Source organism: Novacetimonas pomaceti (assembly GCF_003207955.1).
Lineage (GTDB): Bacteria > Pseudomonadota > Alphaproteobacteria > Acetobacterales > Acetobacteraceae > Novacetimonas > Novacetimonas pomaceti.
On the sequence record NZ_NOXG01000037.1, the window covers coordinates 1 to 14,493 of the forward strand.

Annotated in this window: 12 protein-coding genes and 3 pseudogenes; 6 read left to right on the top strand and 9 right to left on the bottom strand. The window is 59.2% G+C overall.

Going from position 1 to position 14,493, the window contains the following annotated elements:
- Both CFR71_RS17015 and CFR71_RS16635 read right to left on the bottom strand, forming a co-directional pair.
- A partial coding sequence (locus CFR71_RS17015; RefSeq protein ID WP_239020436.1) for a transposase occupies positions 1 to 492 on the bottom strand: 492 nt, incomplete at its 3' end.
- Entirely contained in the window at positions 459 to 596 is a 138-nt protein-coding gene (locus CFR71_RS16635) for a hypothetical protein (RefSeq protein ID WP_165832119.1), read from the bottom strand. The genes CFR71_RS17015 and CFR71_RS16635, both read right to left, overlap by 34 nt.
- 9 nt (positions 597 to 605) lie before the next feature.
- On the opposite strand from CFR71_RS16635, the pseudogene CFR71_RS14220 reads away from it, so the two are divergent.
- From CFR71_RS14220 to bdcA, 6 genes and pseudogenes are all read left to right on the top strand, one after another.
- Positions 606 to 740, top strand: a pseudogene (locus CFR71_RS14220) (DUF932 domain-containing protein); the annotation flags it as partial.
- Between the two features lie 32 nt (positions 741 to 772).
- Positions 773 to 997, top strand: a pseudogene (locus tag CFR71_RS14225) (TrbI/VirB10 family protein); the annotation flags it as partial.
- A gap of 384 nt (positions 998 to 1,381) precedes the next feature.
- Positions 1,382 to 2,029 (top strand): TetR/AcrR family transcriptional regulator, encoded by a 648-nt coding sequence (locus CFR71_RS14230; RefSeq protein ID WP_110531991.1) that lies wholly within the window; start codon positions 1,382 to 1,384, stop codon positions 2,027 to 2,029.
- Between the two features lie 139 nt (positions 2,030 to 2,168).
- Entirely contained in the window at positions 2,169 to 2,930 is a 762-nt protein-coding gene (locus CFR71_RS14235; RefSeq protein ID WP_110531993.1) for an SDR family NAD(P)-dependent oxidoreductase, read from the top strand.
- Positions 2,931 to 2,961: 31 nt separating this feature from the next.
- Complete coding sequence (locus CFR71_RS14240; protein ID WP_110531996.1) at positions 2,962 to 3,414, top strand: SRPBCC family protein; 453 nt, start codon at positions 2,962 to 2,964, stop codon at positions 3,412 to 3,414.
- Positions 3,411 to 4,124, top strand: coding sequence for an SDR family oxidoreductase (bdcA, locus tag CFR71_RS14245; RefSeq protein WP_110531998.1), 714 nt, complete (start codon positions 3,411 to 3,413; stop codon positions 4,122 to 4,124). Before CFR71_RS14240 ends, bdcA begins: the two co-directional genes overlap by 4 nt.
- A gap of 331 nt (positions 4,125 to 4,455) precedes the next feature.
- On the opposite strand, the gene CFR71_RS14250 is transcribed toward bdcA, so the two are convergent.
- From CFR71_RS14250 to CFR71_RS14280, 7 genes and pseudogenes are all read right to left on the bottom strand, one after another.
- Positions 4,456 to 5,040: a plasmid partitioning protein RepB C-terminal domain-containing protein gene (locus CFR71_RS14250; RefSeq protein ID WP_110532000.1), complete on the bottom strand. Its 585-nt coding sequence runs from the start codon at positions 5,038 to 5,040 to the stop codon at positions 4,456 to 4,458.
- Positions 5,040 to 5,624: a recombinase gene (locus CFR71_RS14255; RefSeq protein WP_239020435.1), complete on the bottom strand. Its 585-nt coding sequence runs from the start codon at positions 5,622 to 5,624 to the stop codon at positions 5,040 to 5,042. Before CFR71_RS14255 ends, CFR71_RS14250 begins: the two co-directional genes overlap by 1 nt.
- A 282-nt stretch (positions 5,625 to 5,906) precedes the next feature.
- A complete protein-coding gene (locus CFR71_RS14260) occupies positions 5,907 to 6,938 on the bottom strand; it encodes a threonine aldolase family protein (protein WP_110532002.1) in 1,032 nt (343 codons plus the stop codon).
- A gap of 681 nt (positions 6,939 to 7,619) precedes the next feature.
- Complete coding sequence (locus tag CFR71_RS17165; protein WP_110532004.1) at positions 7,620 to 9,605, bottom strand: toll/interleukin-1 receptor domain-containing protein; 1,986 nt, start codon at positions 9,603 to 9,605, stop codon at positions 7,620 to 7,622.
- A 66-nt stretch (positions 9,606 to 9,671) separates the two neighbouring features.
- On the bottom strand, positions 9,672 to 11,654 hold the full coding sequence (locus CFR71_RS14270; RefSeq protein WP_133251170.1) for a hypothetical protein: 1,983 nt from the start codon (positions 11,652 to 11,654) through the stop codon (positions 9,672 to 9,674).
- A gap of 535 nt (positions 11,655 to 12,189) precedes the next feature.
- A complete protein-coding gene (locus tag CFR71_RS14275) occupies positions 12,190 to 12,849 on the bottom strand; it encodes a hypothetical protein (RefSeq protein WP_133251171.1) in 660 nt (219 codons plus the stop codon).
- Positions 12,850 to 13,357: 508 nt separating this feature from the next.
- Positions 13,358 to 14,395 (bottom strand): annotated as a pseudogene (locus tag CFR71_RS14280) (MFS transporter); the annotation flags it as partial.
- Positions 14,396 to 14,493 lie beyond the last annotated feature (98 nt).

The window sequence follows — 14,493 nt, forward strand, 5'->3', positions numbered from 1 at the left end:
AGACAGGTTGGACAGATAGTATTTCCGTTCTCCGGTGGAACGGTGCTCGCCAATCAGCCAGGCTTCCTCCCCGGGCATATGCTGGGCCGTCCGGCCACCTTTGGTCCCGCGACGCCAGCTGACCCTGCGCCATGTTGCAGTTTCCAGTATCTTATGGGCAGGGACAGATTGCTGGTCCGGTAGGCGGTTGAAGCCGCGCTCGATACGATTGCGCAGCTTGTAAGCTCTGGTATCGTGCGGGACGATAATCTTGCGGGTGCGATTGCAAGGTATGACAACTTCTGCTATCATCTGAGCGACAAGGGCGCGTAATGCATTGCTGTCATAGGCCTTGTCGGCAATAACAGCAGCCCCTTTCTGACCCGCGAGCAGAGCCTGCGCCTGGGTGACATCGCCAACCTGTCCGGCTGTAATAATGAAGCGCAGCGGGCGGCCCTGCGTATCGGCCAGCATATGGATCATGGTCGTCCGACCACCTCTGGAACGCCCCAGCGCCTGGTTTTTGCTCCCCCTTTTCCGTTTGCAGCCTGCTGATGGGTGCGAACGATCGTTGAATCGAACATCAGATACTGATTGTCCCGATCAGCCGTCAGCATCTCGAAAATCCTGTCCCATATCTGCGCAATCTTCCGGCTCCGCTGGCGGCGATCAACCTGCAGCACGGGTTGTTGTCGCATCGGGTCGAACTAGTCAAAACGCTGGAAACCGTGTACGAGCGTGTGGAACTGCGCGGCGTAACCTGTTTCGTATCGATCAGGTCTTCACCCAGACCTATGGCCAGAAGCGGGTGCTGCTGGTCTGGATCCGGCAGATGCGCGGGGCTGGGGATTCGATCGTGCTTGAGAACGAGCCGGCTGCCGATGCGGCGGTCTTTGCCGGGTTGCAGGACCAGACCAACAACCATTATTGGGGCGAGGTGTTCAAGGCCGGCCTGGTCTCGACCATTCTTAGCGTTGGTTCCGAAGCTGATATCAGCGGCGGCAACGGCATTGTCCGCTAGCAGCCGGGCAGAGCGGTGCGGCGGGGATAGCGTCTGCGGCAGGTAATGTCGGTCGTGCGGCTGCGGGTAGAGATGCGTCTCGGGTTCGCCGAATAGCAGGATGGCTCCTCATCGCAGCGATCCTACAGCGAAAGCGGCGAATCCGAACAGCGCCACCTCACCGCTGCTCAGATTGCGTGGCCGTGCGATCTGAATATGCACGGTCCTGCTCCCATGCCGGGAGACCGGCAGGCGCTCATCGGTTTTGTTCTTGGACATTGTGATGATCGGAGTCACGCGGCACTCACATATGGATCGGTCGATGCGCATATAAGAGGACGCCAATCTTGGCAATTACTTCTGGATCACTTAATATAAAAGTCTTTCGGAAGGAGCGATGACATGGCGCGGACCGGGCGTCCCCGTGAGTTTGACCGCGACAGGGCGATTGACGCCGCCACGACGCTGTTCTGGGCGCAGGGGTATGAGCCGACCTCCCTGACCCAGCTCAAGGCCAGCATGGGCAATATTTCCCCCGCAAGCTTCTATGCTGCGTTCGGCTCGAAGGAAGCCCTGTTCCGCGAAGTCGTGCAGCATTATCTGGCGACGTATGGGCAGGTCATGGCGCCGTTATGGGACGAAAGCCTGTCACCGCGCGAGGCCATCGAACGGACGTTGCGCGGCTCGGCGCGCATGCAGTCTGCCCGCGCACACCCGACCGGATGCCTGGTCGTGTCCGGTGCCAGCAATTGCTCGCCCGAAAACGAACCCGTTCAGGCTCTCCTTGCGGCGGAACGACAGCGTACGCGTACAGGTATCAGAGCCTGCGTAGAGCGTGCCATCGCCAATGGCGAATTGAAAGCATCTGCGGCGACAGATGTCCTGCCCGATATTCTCACGACTTTTTTCCACGGCATGACATGCGAAGCCCGGGACGGGATGGCTTCGGACGATCTGGATGCTGCCGTCACGTCTCTCCTGACATTGTGGGATATCAATGCGGTGAAACGGGGAACAGCAAAGCGGCCTAAGAAAAAGCTGACGGACTGACAGCGGCGAGACGGCACAAATATTCTATATCGATCGGTCCACAAATCCTTGACCCTGCTTCGTGTCCCTATTATGGATCGGTCGGTATGGAAATGGTGTCTTCGGAACGCGACGGCATGCCTCTTCAGGGAACCCGGTCATGAGCACATCAAAAATCGCCTTCGTCACGGGCGCCAATCGCGGCATCGGCTACAGTATCGCGAAGCATCTGACGGCCGCTGGCATCAGCGTGATCGGCACCTGGCACGCCAATGAAGGCGAGGCGAAAGCAGCCGAAACTGCCCTCAGCCAGAAGGACGCCAAGCTGCGCATGCTGCAACTGGACATCGCGAACCATACGTCATTCACGGAGTTTGCAGGGCAGGTCAAAACCCTTCTTGCAAATGAGTTCGGGCAGGGGAGACTGAATTATATTGTCCAGAACGCGGGCAACATCATCCACACGCGTTTCGACGCCGCGACGTCAGAACAACTCGACAATCAGTACAACATCCATTTCAAGGGTCCGTACCTGCTGACGGTAGCCCTTCTGCCCCTGATCCGTGATGGTGGCCGCATTCTCAACATCACCTCTGCCGCGACGCGCTTCTACCTGCCGGATCATGGGCCCTACGCGGCCATGAAAGCCGCGACCGAAGTCATATCGCTCTATATGGCAAAAGAACTGGGCGAGCGGGGCATTACCGTCAATGCTGTCGCCCCCGGTGCGGTCGCATCGGACTTTGGCGGCGGTCTGGTCCGTGATGATGCCACGGTCAACAAAAGCCTCGCAGAGATCACGCCGCTGGGGCGTGTCGGTCAGCCCGACGACATCGGGGCCGCAGTCCGTGCCCTCCTGTCTGACGACATGCACTGGGTAAATGGCCAGCGCATTGAGGTGACGGGAGGGCAGTCGCTTTGATCCCACACAGAAAAGGGCAGGGGGAGTCCGTATGATCAACGTTATGGCCAGCAGCGTCCTCAATGCACCCGTTTCGCCTGTCTGGGGACTGATCCGTGATTTCGGCGCCCTTGGTCTCTGGTTGCCGGGCGTGAAAAGCTGCGTGATCGAAGGCGATGATCCCGGCGACCGTGTCGGCGCAATCCGCCGTGTTGAAATGGGCGATGTCGGGGTCATCCGTGAACAGCTTCTGGCGCTGTCCGACGTGGATCATATGGTAACGTTCTCGATCATTGAAGCAGCTTTGCCGATCCGGAACTACCGCTCGACCATCACGCTTCTGCCCATAACGAATGGCGATCGCACGTTTATCCGCTGGCGCGGCCAGTTTGAGGCGGCTGCCGAACACGCAGCCAGCATGGAGGCCCGGATGCCGACACACATCTACCAGCCAGCCTTCGACAGGCTGGCGGAAATTCTGGCGTTGAGGAAAACACGATCATGACCAGCTTTCATGGTAAATCCGTTCTCGTGCTGGGCGGCAGTCGCGGGATTGGCGCCGCCATCGTGCGTCGCTTCGCAACGGATGGCGCGAAAGTCGTTTTCACGTATCTGTCGTCCCCTGACGACGCCCAGGCATTGGCGGCCGAGACCGGAAGCAGGGTCCTGCGCGCCGACAGTGGCGATCGGGACGCCCTCATCGCGCTGATCGCCTCGCTCGGCCCCTTGGACGTGCTGGTCGTCAATTCCGGAATTCTTGGCGCGGGTGACCCGCTGGACATGCCGCCGGATGTCATTGACCGGCTTTTCCGCATCAATATCCACGCGCCCTACCACGCAGCGGTTGCTGCCGCACGGACCATGCCTGATGGGGGCCGCATCATCTTCATAGGCTCAGCCAATGCCGACCGTATGCCAATGACCGGGCTTGCGGCCTACAGTGCCAGCAAGGCGGCACTGAAAGGCATGGCCAAGGGACTGGCGCGTGACTTCGGGGCGCGCGACATCACCGTCAATGTCGTCCAGCCCGGCCCCACCGATACCGACATGAACCCCGCCGATGGTCCGCTGAAGGACGTGATGCACGACTTTATGGCGATCAAACGCCATGCCACGGGCGCGGAGATCGCGGGGCTGGTCGCGTATCTTGCCGGGCCCGAGGCTGGCATCATCACGGGGGCTGCATATAACATTGATGGCGGCTTCGCAGCCTGACGGAATGACTGATCCCCAACCATTCGCCCGTCGGGAAACAGGGGAGAGGACCATGACCCATTCATTCCCTAACGCCCCGGGTCCGGCACCTTCACGCTCGGCGACGAACTTGCCATTCATCGGCCCCGGCGTCTGATGTCCGGCATTGGGAATCATGATGGCATGGACACGGCCATGCCGTTTCAGAAGGCTTAAGACGTCCACTTTTCCGACGGCATCCCGGTCTCGTTTTCCTTTGCGATGTCCACCGAAATAGCCCTCGTCGACTTCGATTTCATCGGAAACCGGCGCAGCATGAGCAATCTGTTCCGTGATGACGTGTTTTTATGATTTATGACGCAGCCTGAAATTGTGCGATCTTCTGGAATTCCGCCAGGATCATGGGATGACATTGGGCTAAATAGCGGACAACCCGCGCATTACCCAACAGGGCGCGAATATAACCGACGGCCAGCGTCAGGACGAGATGATCGCGGCCATAGTCCTTTTCGATAATCTTGAACTCTCGATCAAGCGTGGCGGATTCTCGTTCCATTATGGCGATCTGGGTTTCGGTCAGGCCGCGGGCAGGCCTGCGTCGCGTTGCCACCAGAAGATCCTCCCGCGTTGCGGCGACGATGGATTTTGCGTAGGAGACACTGTATTTATTCATCGAATTCATGGCCATTGCCGCCTCGATCTGTCGAACCGGCTTCAGCCGCTTTAATTCCACGAACGTGGCGATCGGGATATGCCGATCCTTGAGAAGATCGATGGCCTCGGGACAGATACCTTCGGTAATCGGCCGCTTGAGCCCGATCCGTGCGATGCTGTCGACAATTTCCCTGAACAGCCTGGGATTGCGAATGCGGGGATTGAGGATGGTAATCCTTTCCACCGGAACCATCTCCACGCGCTGGGCCGGGCGGGCCGACATCAGGCGGCCCTCGGCACGATGGCGCGTGCCGCCATCCGGTAAAAGCGCTCGAGCGTGTCAAAGCGATAGGCATCAAGTGACAGCCCGTTATGTTCGCAAAGCCTCAGGACGGCTTCCCCCATGTCCAGACGCGGCAGGAGATAGAAATCCCTCGTCCGGTCGTTGTGTTCATCCATGCGTGCAGCGATGGTAAGATCGGGATTGAGTGCTGTATCGAGGCGCAGCTTCCAGCGCAGCGTCCCGGCCGGGGTCAGGATCGAGCGCATGATCGCGACCGAGACGGTGAATTCGTCATTGACCGTCAGCAGGTCGGTCAATGGGTCGCTGGTGACGCGTCCACCGACCGACCCGATACCCGAGATGATCTTGGCGATCACGGTGGGATGAAGGGCGCGCAGTTTCCTGTTGATTTCAAGGTAGCGATAATCGCGAGCAGGTGAAAAGCCAACCAGCGCGTAGGCCCGGAGCAGGCTGCCGAAACGTGAGCGATAGGTACTGCTCGACGGGCAGCCCTCGGCCTCGTCGATGATGATGCCGGACAGCTGGCCATGTCCCTCAAGGATCAGCTTCTCCGGCTTGCGCAACGTGACCAGTTGATCCCGGGCGTGAGATTAAGAGCCCTGCGATTACTGCTGATGCGCACGGCGACCGAGATCGGTGATGTCTTTGTCGCCGATCAGCATCGCGGTCCCCGTACCTGATGCGACGCTATGGCGCGGATGTTCGTGAAAAAGAGGGAGGGGCGGCCCTGTCACGCATGAGCCGCCCGTCATACGCCGGAGAGGGCGGATACGACGGTTGCCGCAATATCCGGATCCGGCGGGACCAGCATGGAAAAGCCTGAATTACGAGGAAATGCCCCCGGATCATGCACTACAGGCAGCAATGTCCGCCGCCAGTTCATCCACGCGGGCGGGATCCGCATCCCATGCGAACATGAAGCGCGCGCCCCCCCCGATAAAGGTATAGAAGCGCCAGCCGCGTTCCCGCAGGGCGGTGAATACTTTTTCCGATGCGCGCAGGAAAAGGGCGTTGGCCTGCACCGGGAACATCAGTTCCAGTCCCGGCACGTCCTTTATCGCATCCGCCAGGCGGGCAGCGCAGGCATTGCCGTGCGCGCCGTTGCGAAGCCATGCCCCGCTTTCCAGCAGGCCGACCCAGGGGGCGGACAGGAAGCGCATTTTGGAGGCCAGCTGCCCCGCCTGCTTGCAGCGGTAATCGAACCCTTCGGCCAGGGCGCGATCAAAGAACAGGATGGCTTCCCCCACGGCCATGCCGTTCTTGGTGCCGCCGAAACACAGGACATCGACGCCGGATTTCCACGTCATGTCCGCCGGCGAACAGCCAAGGGCAGCGCATGCGTTGGCAAAGCGGGAACCATCCATATGCAGGCGCAGGCCAAGTTCCCGGCAGGTCGCGGACAGGGCGCGAATTTCCTCAAGGGTATAAAGCTCTCCCGTTTCCGTGGGCTGGGTGATGGTGACCGCGCGGGGCTTGGGGTAGTGAATGTCCGTCCGGCAGGTGGCGAGGGTGCGCACGTCCTGCGGGCTGAGTTTGGCGCTGTCCGTGCGGGCGGCCATAAGTTTGGAGCCGTTGGAGAAAAATTCCGGGGCGCCGCATTCATCGGTTTCCACATGGGCAAACGGGGAACAGATCACGCTGTTATAGGACTGACACAGGGAGGCCAGCGCCAGGGAGTTGGCGGCAGTGCCGTTAAAGACAAAAAAGACCTCGCAATCCGTGTCAAACAGGCTGCGGAAGGCATCGGCGGCGCGGACGGTCCATTCGTCCTCGCCATAAGCGGGGAGGGAGCCGGCATTGGCCTGTTGCATGGCCTGCCACGCCTCGGGGCAGATTCCGGCGTAGTTGTCACTTGCAAACTGCTGGCGCACGCTCATGGTCCTTTCCGGGCGCGGCGCTCCCATAGTGACGAGATGAGCGTGGTCGTGGCCGTTCCTGTTGGTCTGGCCACATCCCTTCACACATGTGAAGGCACCATCTTGCCGGGAGCGGATTGTTGTCAGGCACAGGCTTGACTCTTGATGGTTGATCGGTGGAGTACCAGAAGCGTGGATGACCCGCAACAGCTCCGTTACCGCGTGTCGTGCCAGACCATGCCCAGCGGGCGTCGTGATTGGCCCGGCAACAGGGAATGGTGCGGGAAAATCATATCCTATTGATATATCATGAAAAAATGGCAGATGGTCATCCCGTATCCGATCCTGATGCACGGGAATCCGCAACGGCGACGACATGATTTGCGGGACAGGATGACCCGAGGCGTTATATCGAACGACCTCACGCCTTGATCGGCGGTCCCTCAGAAATCCCGTTACTGGATGGAAATAAAGCGGCTTCGAATGCTGCCGGGACAGGTCGTTTTTTCAAAAGGCGATATTTCCGGGACATTTCCGGAAAAATATTGCCCGGAAACTCCGTTATGATTCCGAAAAGTTTCAATGGATATGATTGTAAAGCCTTTCCCATCATCCAGAGCACCGGGACAGGCCCGGATACTCCGATGAAGGAATGCTCACCATCTTGTGACAGGCTTGCAGCGACCGGACCGGAGGCAATGGTCAGCGGATCTGGCGAAGCCGGCTGGCCAGCATGGCCTGCGTCTGTGGAACGTCGATGGGACTGACGAGTGTCTGGATGTCCGCTGCACGCACCGGGGCCATATGAGGTATCAGGATTTCGAGGCCATCCGCATACAACGAAAACAGGCTGTCCAATATGCTCTGTGCATCCTGGACGCTGATCCCGGACGGCAGCATATTATGGATCGTATGCAGGATTGACGAACGTCGGCCTTCCTGCGTGTTACCCAGAAGGACAAGGATATCCGGCACGGTCTGCGTCCGGGCCAGAACCGGCATGAGGGATGTGACCGACTCGGCCCAGTAACTGTCAGCCTGATCCAGCAGCGGTGCCACGTCCTGGCCGCTCAGCCCATGCTTCAGGTGCGGTACCAATGCGTCAATCGCGGTCTTGCGTCCTCCCTCCGTGGTGCCATTCATAAGCATGACCGCGTCCTTGACCTCCATTCCGGCGGGGAGATGGGACGCAATCAGGCGAATGCTGTCCACGCGTTGCGAATTGGTATCCATCAGAAGGTTGTCGACGTCCGCGGGCGTCAGCTTCTGGGGCATGACAGGCAGCAGGTACCGAATGGCATTCTCACGCAATCCGTCGCTCGTGGCACCGACAAGCCGGACAAGATCGGGGGCCGAAACGGGACGCTGCATCTTTGGCACGATGATGTGCAGGGTCTGGGCCCATGCACTGTCCGTATTGTTCAGAATCTTCAGGGCCTGATCGGGGGTAATATTGCCGGCCGAACGATGCATCAGCAGATCGATGGCATCGCTGCGCGTGTCTGCCGTCATGTCGCCGAGCAACAGGATTGCCTCATCGCCGCTTATCTGTTCAGGCAGCGACGGCAGAAGTTCCTTGAGGGCATCGTGCCGATAACTGTCCGTGGATGCCAGAAAGGACTTCGCCACAGCCACGGGAATGGGTTTGGCCAGATGGGGGAGGAGAATCCGGATGAATTCCCCACGCGCGCCCGCAGTCTCCCCGTCAAGCAGGCGGCTGGCCTGTGAGTAGGAAAGCTGGTTCTCCTCGCCCCCAAGGACGGATGCCGCTGCTGACATCCTGTTCCCCGGCTCCATTTTCATCAGGCGCGCCACGGCCTGATCGGATGAATCAGAAGACTGGCCGGCCGTATCTGGCATTGAGGTATCGGCCGGGACCGGAGGATGAGTCTGGGGGCTAGAAGCCGGGGGCTGGTCCAGTTCGACGGGAGCAGGACCGGGCGTCGGCGCAGATTGGGCAGGCGCGGATTGAGCCGGGACAGGTCGGGCCGGGGCAGGCTGGACTGTAGCGGACTGGGCTGGGACGGACTGGACAGGAGCAGGCTGGGCCGGCGCGAGAGGTGCAGGCGCTGGCGTGGTCTGCTGGACGACTGGCGCCGGTGCTGTCTCCGTCGCATCCCTTGCCGGGCCATGTCCCGAACCATGCATGAAAACGGCCGCCCCCGCGCCGAGGATACCCAGTGCTGCGACCGCCCCCCCCGCGAGCAGCCTGTTGCGCTTGCCGCCGGGGGGGCGGGCATAGGTAACGGACGCGCTTTTGGGCAATGGGGCTCCGCCAGCGATTTGAATCTGCCGTTCCAGGGCAGCGCACAGGCGGGTGAGTGCTGCGTCGTAATTGTGGAACAGATCGATGAACTGGGCAGTGGTCAGCTGGTATTCAAGGGACCCGGACGGCATGATATCTTCGATGCGCGCGGGAATGATCGGCTTGTTGCGGTTGCTTGCGATGGCCAGTTCCTTTGCGATTTCCTTGGAACTGTTTGCGTTGCTGCTGAACAGGAGAAGGATCACGGAGCAGCGGCTCATCGCGTCGATGATGGCCTTCTGGTAATCGGCGCCCGGCTCCACGTCGCGGGAACTGATCCAGCATGGAATGCCGTGCTTTTCAATGTCGGTAATCAGCTTGTTCGCAAACTCTCCATCCCGAGAAGAGAAGCTGATGAAAACCAGACCTTGTTCTTGTGACATCGAATGTTCCTGTGTCTCAAATCGTCACTACGTCAAATGGGGAAAGCCATGTCGCGTCAAGGCGCGTCATCCCAGTTTTGCCGTTACGGGATGGGCGCGATGTGTCTGGATCCAGGCCGCGTTTTCCGCGAGGGATTCCTTGCCCAGAACAATCATCAGGTTGCGCCATTCCTCTTCCACAAAGGGGTCGCCGGGATTTTTTTGCAGCATGTCCTCCAGATCCTCTGACTGTCGCCGCGCGTGGTCGAAGACACTGGCGGCCTGTCCATAGGCATGAAGGTGTTCCTCGAACAGCCGCAGTTCCCGGAATGCAAGGAAAAATGCCGCCAGGGCGGGAAGGACGCCAATAATGACGGAAGGCATTTCCCGCGCCCATTCCGGCCATTCTTCCGACAGTTCCCGTCCCAGGATCATCTGCGCCGCCAGCAGCCCGACCACCACCGTGACCAGCGCGCCGATGAGAAGGCGCACGGCCGATTGCGAAAACCGGAAGGCATTTTTGTACTGCCTGATCCGCCGGTCGAAATATATCCGCTGGTCTTCGATCCAGTGTTGCCGGACGCCCTGGCGCGGTACCGCCGTCCTGCGGAGCGCGGACGCCATCGCGAGAAGGGAGGGCCCGCGCAGGGCCAGCCGGATCCATCCCAGTTCGCCCTCATGCTGGCGCATGTAATTATCCGAGACGGAGACCGGCACGCCCGACAGGCCCCAGAAGAACTGGACCCTCAGGGCTTCGGCCAGTGCGCGGTGGTCCTGGTACAGGTTCTGCCACTGGCGGCGACGCACCCGCAACCAGTAGAATCCCGTCGCAAGCGCCAGTATCCCGGCATATCCCGCAAGCAGAGCGGGATTCTTGCCAAATTCGCAGTACACCTCGAAACAGATCGCCGACAGTGGAACGGCCGCGGCAAACCAGAAGAGGCTGCCAAGCCGCGTGCGGCCGGGCGCGCTGCGTTTCCACGGCAGACCCGGCGCCCAGTCGCCCAGAAGGAACTGCTGCGACTGCGACGACAGGGTGTCGGCTGCGGCGAAGATGTCCCGGACGCGACCAAGGTTCGGGTCCTGCGCCACAAGTCCGGGCGCCTCGGCCCCGGACGCCTCTTTCGGTTTCGAGGAGGAAACGTCCGGAGGGGCGGGCATCAGGTAGCCGGCACTTTCATGGCACAGATGGGGCGCGCTCGCCCGTATTTCCGCCAGGGCGGCACGCGCTTCGCAGATAAAGCGGAAATCGGGCGGCATCCGGGCGCGCAGGATTTCAGCCCATGTCCGGGCCAGCGACTGCACCGTCAGGGTTTCCCAGAGGGGTTCGGCCCGAAGGTCCGGAAGCTTTCCTCCCGCCTGCTCCGTGCTGAGGTCGCTCCACCATCGTACGTTTCCGGCCTGCGCCACGGCGTCCTGTGTCGCGGTCGCGCGGGGGGTGTTGATCTGGAGGATCGGTCCACAGCGCGCGAGTTCCAGACGTGGCAGGCGCGAGGAGAAAATCCGGCTTGCCCGGAACATGTCCACCCCGACGTCGCCGAACTCGCCGCTGGTCCTGATGCTGACGACATGGGCCGTCCCCCCGCGTTTTTCGCTACGGGGGCGGGCATTGCGTCGTGAACGGGGATCGGGATCCGTGCCGTCCCACAGGGCCAGAAGAATATGGCTCTGGCGGGCCAGGAACACGCCCAGCTGCTCATATTGCAGGACGTCCCCCTGATCCGGTGCCTCCACGGGGGGCAGGGCAAAGCGGAGCGCCGTCCGGGGATGATCGTACAGGGCGTCCATCCGGCGGCGCGCGTCGTCATCCGTCATGGTGGCACGATAGGCGACCCGGTCCATTGGCAGGACGCAGACGAGGGGCAGGCCAAGTTCCAGCGCCGTTTCCGCCACCATCTGGTCCGCGCCTTCGGCAAGGGCGGAAAGAACGCACAAATTGTCAGGATACAGGCTGGACAGCGCGGACAGGATGTCGCGCACATGTGCTCCTACGGCCTGTACCGCCCCCGGGTGAATGTCACGATGACCTGACACGCCGACAATAATCGGAAGCGTTAACGCTTCAAGCATAAATTCCGTAATCCTAAAAAGAAAAATTTGATCCGGCTATAAAACATAATTTTACCCATACAGAAAAGACGTTAAATAAGGCAAACGCAATCCATGCAAGCATTGATTTTCATTGAGATGCGACCCGGATTTTCTACTGTGCTATACCGCCCGTCAGGATGCGGGCGTGGTGATTGCTGATTCCACCGAGAACCGGCCCCATCCCAGGCCCTGTTCATCTGTCGAACTGGACCGCGACCGGTGATCGACGGGGTCGCAGGGGAAGGGAATCCATGAATGAACGGCTCCTGCCGCCCTGACGGGGCAGGTGGGTTGTTGGTCAAGGAGCCTGATGATGCTATCCCCCACCCAGCTTCTGCCGGACAGCCGCCTTGCTGCTTGCAAGGGGCTTTTCATCATCATGTCAGGTGGAACAGAAGCCGCCAGAACGCCAGGATATCATCTGTCAGCTATCCATATCGCGATGGTCTTCCTGAAGGGATGGACCCTGCCCCTTGCGCGGGGCGCAGCATTATCGAATCAGTAATTGATCTGTTTATTCATTCGCGGCACTGCTGGGGGGCATAATTTCCAGGTTTGTGGCGTCCATTAAATATGTATTGTTTGTATTCCTGGTGACCGTTCCGATAACTTTTATCTTGCATATTAAATTGGTAAGCTCGGAACAGGCGGTTATCTGCTTGCGCAGTTCGGAACCGGCGGGAACACTAGCCACTGAAAACATCAGGGATACAAAGTTTTCTTTGGAAGAGTTCGGATCCGTCAACAGCTCTTCAGTGGAAATGAAGCATATGTTTTCGTGTATTCTGCACCCGCCCTTACCGGAAACACCTATGCGCTTGCCTATAACGGTATCCCCTGCCGCGACCATATCCAGAAATGTATAGGTAAGAAGTTTCGCCGGAGCTTGCTGTGCGGTTGCCGCCCTGAAATTTTTCAAATCCTGGTCCATGGCGGCAGAGATGCAGGGTTGCCGTAGCGCAGTGTTTTTTGTGAACATTTCATTGCAGCGTCGGTTCATGTATTCTCCGGCGCCCTGTTCGGAGACTTCCTTCTGGTATTCCTGTGTGGAATACTCCTCATTTGCAATCTGTACTCCCATGCGGGCGGCATACTGCTCTGGCGTTTCCGCCTCCTGGGCAGCAGCAGCAAAGGGAAGGGACGCTATTGTGCAAACGACGATTAATTTACGCACGACATATATCCTGTCAAATTTATTCTTATACAATAATAATCTAAAATATTATTGTATCATGTGGATTCGACCCATCAAGATGCGGATAATCAAATATTCAGGTGCGTATTTTAACAATGCAGGGGTGTGGAATTTCTTATATTCCACAGGCTGGCATGAAAAGATGGCCGGATGACATTCAACCTTTTGCCTGGTCAAGGCTTTCCGTTACCTGTTGCGTTGGTCGCGAACTGAGTCCATGCGCAAGGTATGTGGTAATTCTTATGTTATAATGGTTGGGTGACCGGCTGTTCTGGGGGGATCCGGTAATGCCGGACGTGGCGCGCCTGACTGTTTTAAATCTGCTGATCCGCGCATCGACCGGAGGCAGTTGTTAACCATGCCATGAGTATGTGCATGGGATTGCATGGATTGTCTGGAAATCCATTTCACCAATCAACAGATTGAAGAAGGCTCATGCTTTTTGAAAAGCAGTCACCAGGAATTTTTATGATTCCCAGACAGTCTCTTATGCCGCGTGTTCATCCATCCGGATCGGGGCACGCACCAGGGCAAGCGAGAGCAGGGCCGCGATGATCAGCGCCAGCGCGCACATATACCATGCCATGTCAAAACTTCCGGTCCATGAGACGATATATCCGGTCAGGATGGGCGAAAGCAGTCCCAGCGAATTGCTGCATGTCAGTGTAACGCCCGTTACAGATCCCATTTTCCGCCCGTCCTGCACCATGTCGGTCAGTAGCGCGGTATTGGCGCCATTTGCCGCCATAAGGCAGGCCAGCGCGCCAGACAGCACAAGCAGGATGGGCGTCATGGTATGGAAATGCGGCAGCAGTCCGATCGTCGCCGCCCCGAAAAGGCAGGTGGCAACGACGAAACGTCGATGAGGCGGATGGATGTTGTTGCGAAAGACAAGGTGTTCGAGGACGCACCCGATGATGACTGCGCCAACGGCCGCCACCAGATAGCACAGGGCCGTGCTGTTGCCGGTGCCGGTAATGTTGATGTGCAATTCGTGGATCAGGTACAGCGGCATCCACGACATGACCAGGAAGTTCAGGTAATTCTGCGTACACTGCACGACCAGTATCCCCACGAAGGAGGATGAACGGAACAGGTTGCGTATTTCCCGGATCGAGATGGGCTTGCGCCGGGGGGCGTCCGATGTTTCCTTCGGGTTGCGGTAAATCAGCCACCACGCCAGCGCCCATGCGATGCCGATGCCGCCCAGTGTCATGAACTCGCACCGCCAGCCGAAAAAAGTGATGAGGTAGGCCCCGGCAATCGTGCCGCCGGCAAGGCCCAGCTGCATGCCGGTCAGCAATATGGTCATGACCGCCCCCCGTTCCCGCGGCTGCGCCCAGTTACGGACAACGGTCGCCCCCACGCCAAAGGTCGGGGCCTCCCCCACGCCCAGCAGGACGCGGGTGAACAGGAACTGCGTGATGTTCTGCGCCATGCCGCCCAGCAGCATGGCAAACGACCATACCCCCACGGCAAGGCTGCCGATGGCGCGCGCGCCCACCATATCGAGCAGGATGGTCGACGCGGAAATCTCACAGAAGGGTTGTACATCGGGTTAGATTATGAAAAAGTCTGTTTTGCACAAAAGAAATTTTCGTAAGCTATAAGAAAACCCGATGC

What these genes read in the sequence shown, in the direction of transcription:
- CFR71_RS16635 (WP_165832119.1), bottom strand. Translation starts at nt 596, where the DNA reads ATGCTGACGGCTGATCGGGACAATCAGTATCTGATGTTCGATTCAACG.
- CFR71_RS14230 (WP_110531991.1), top strand. Translation starts at nt 1,382, where the DNA reads ATGGCGCGGACCGGGCGTCCCCGTGAGTTTGACCGCGACAGGGCGATT.
- CFR71_RS14235 (WP_110531993.1), top strand. Translation starts at nt 2,169, where the DNA reads ATGAGCACATCAAAAATCGCCTTCGTCACGGGCGCCAATCGCGGCATC.
- CFR71_RS14240 (WP_110531996.1), top strand. Translation starts at nt 2,962, where the DNA reads ATGATCAACGTTATGGCCAGCAGCGTCCTCAATGCACCCGTTTCGCCT.
- bdcA (WP_110531998.1), top strand. Translation starts at nt 3,411, where the DNA reads ATGACCAGCTTTCATGGTAAATCCGTTCTCGTGCTGGGCGGCAGTCGC.
- CFR71_RS14250 (WP_110532000.1), bottom strand. Translation starts at nt 5,040, where the DNA reads ATGTCGGCCCGCCCGGCCCAGCGCGTGGAGATGGTTCCGGTGGAAAGG.
- CFR71_RS14260 (WP_110532002.1), bottom strand. Translation starts at nt 6,938, where the DNA reads ATGAGCGTGCGCCAGCAGTTTGCAAGTGACAACTACGCCGGAATCTGC.
- CFR71_RS17165 (WP_110532004.1), bottom strand. Translation starts at nt 9,605, where the DNA reads ATGTCACAAGAACAAGGTCTGGTTTTCATCAGCTTCTCTTCTCGGGAT.
- CFR71_RS14270 (WP_133251170.1), bottom strand. Translation starts at nt 11,654, where the DNA reads ATGCTTGAAGCGTTAACGCTTCCGATTATTGTCGGCGTGTCAGGTCAT.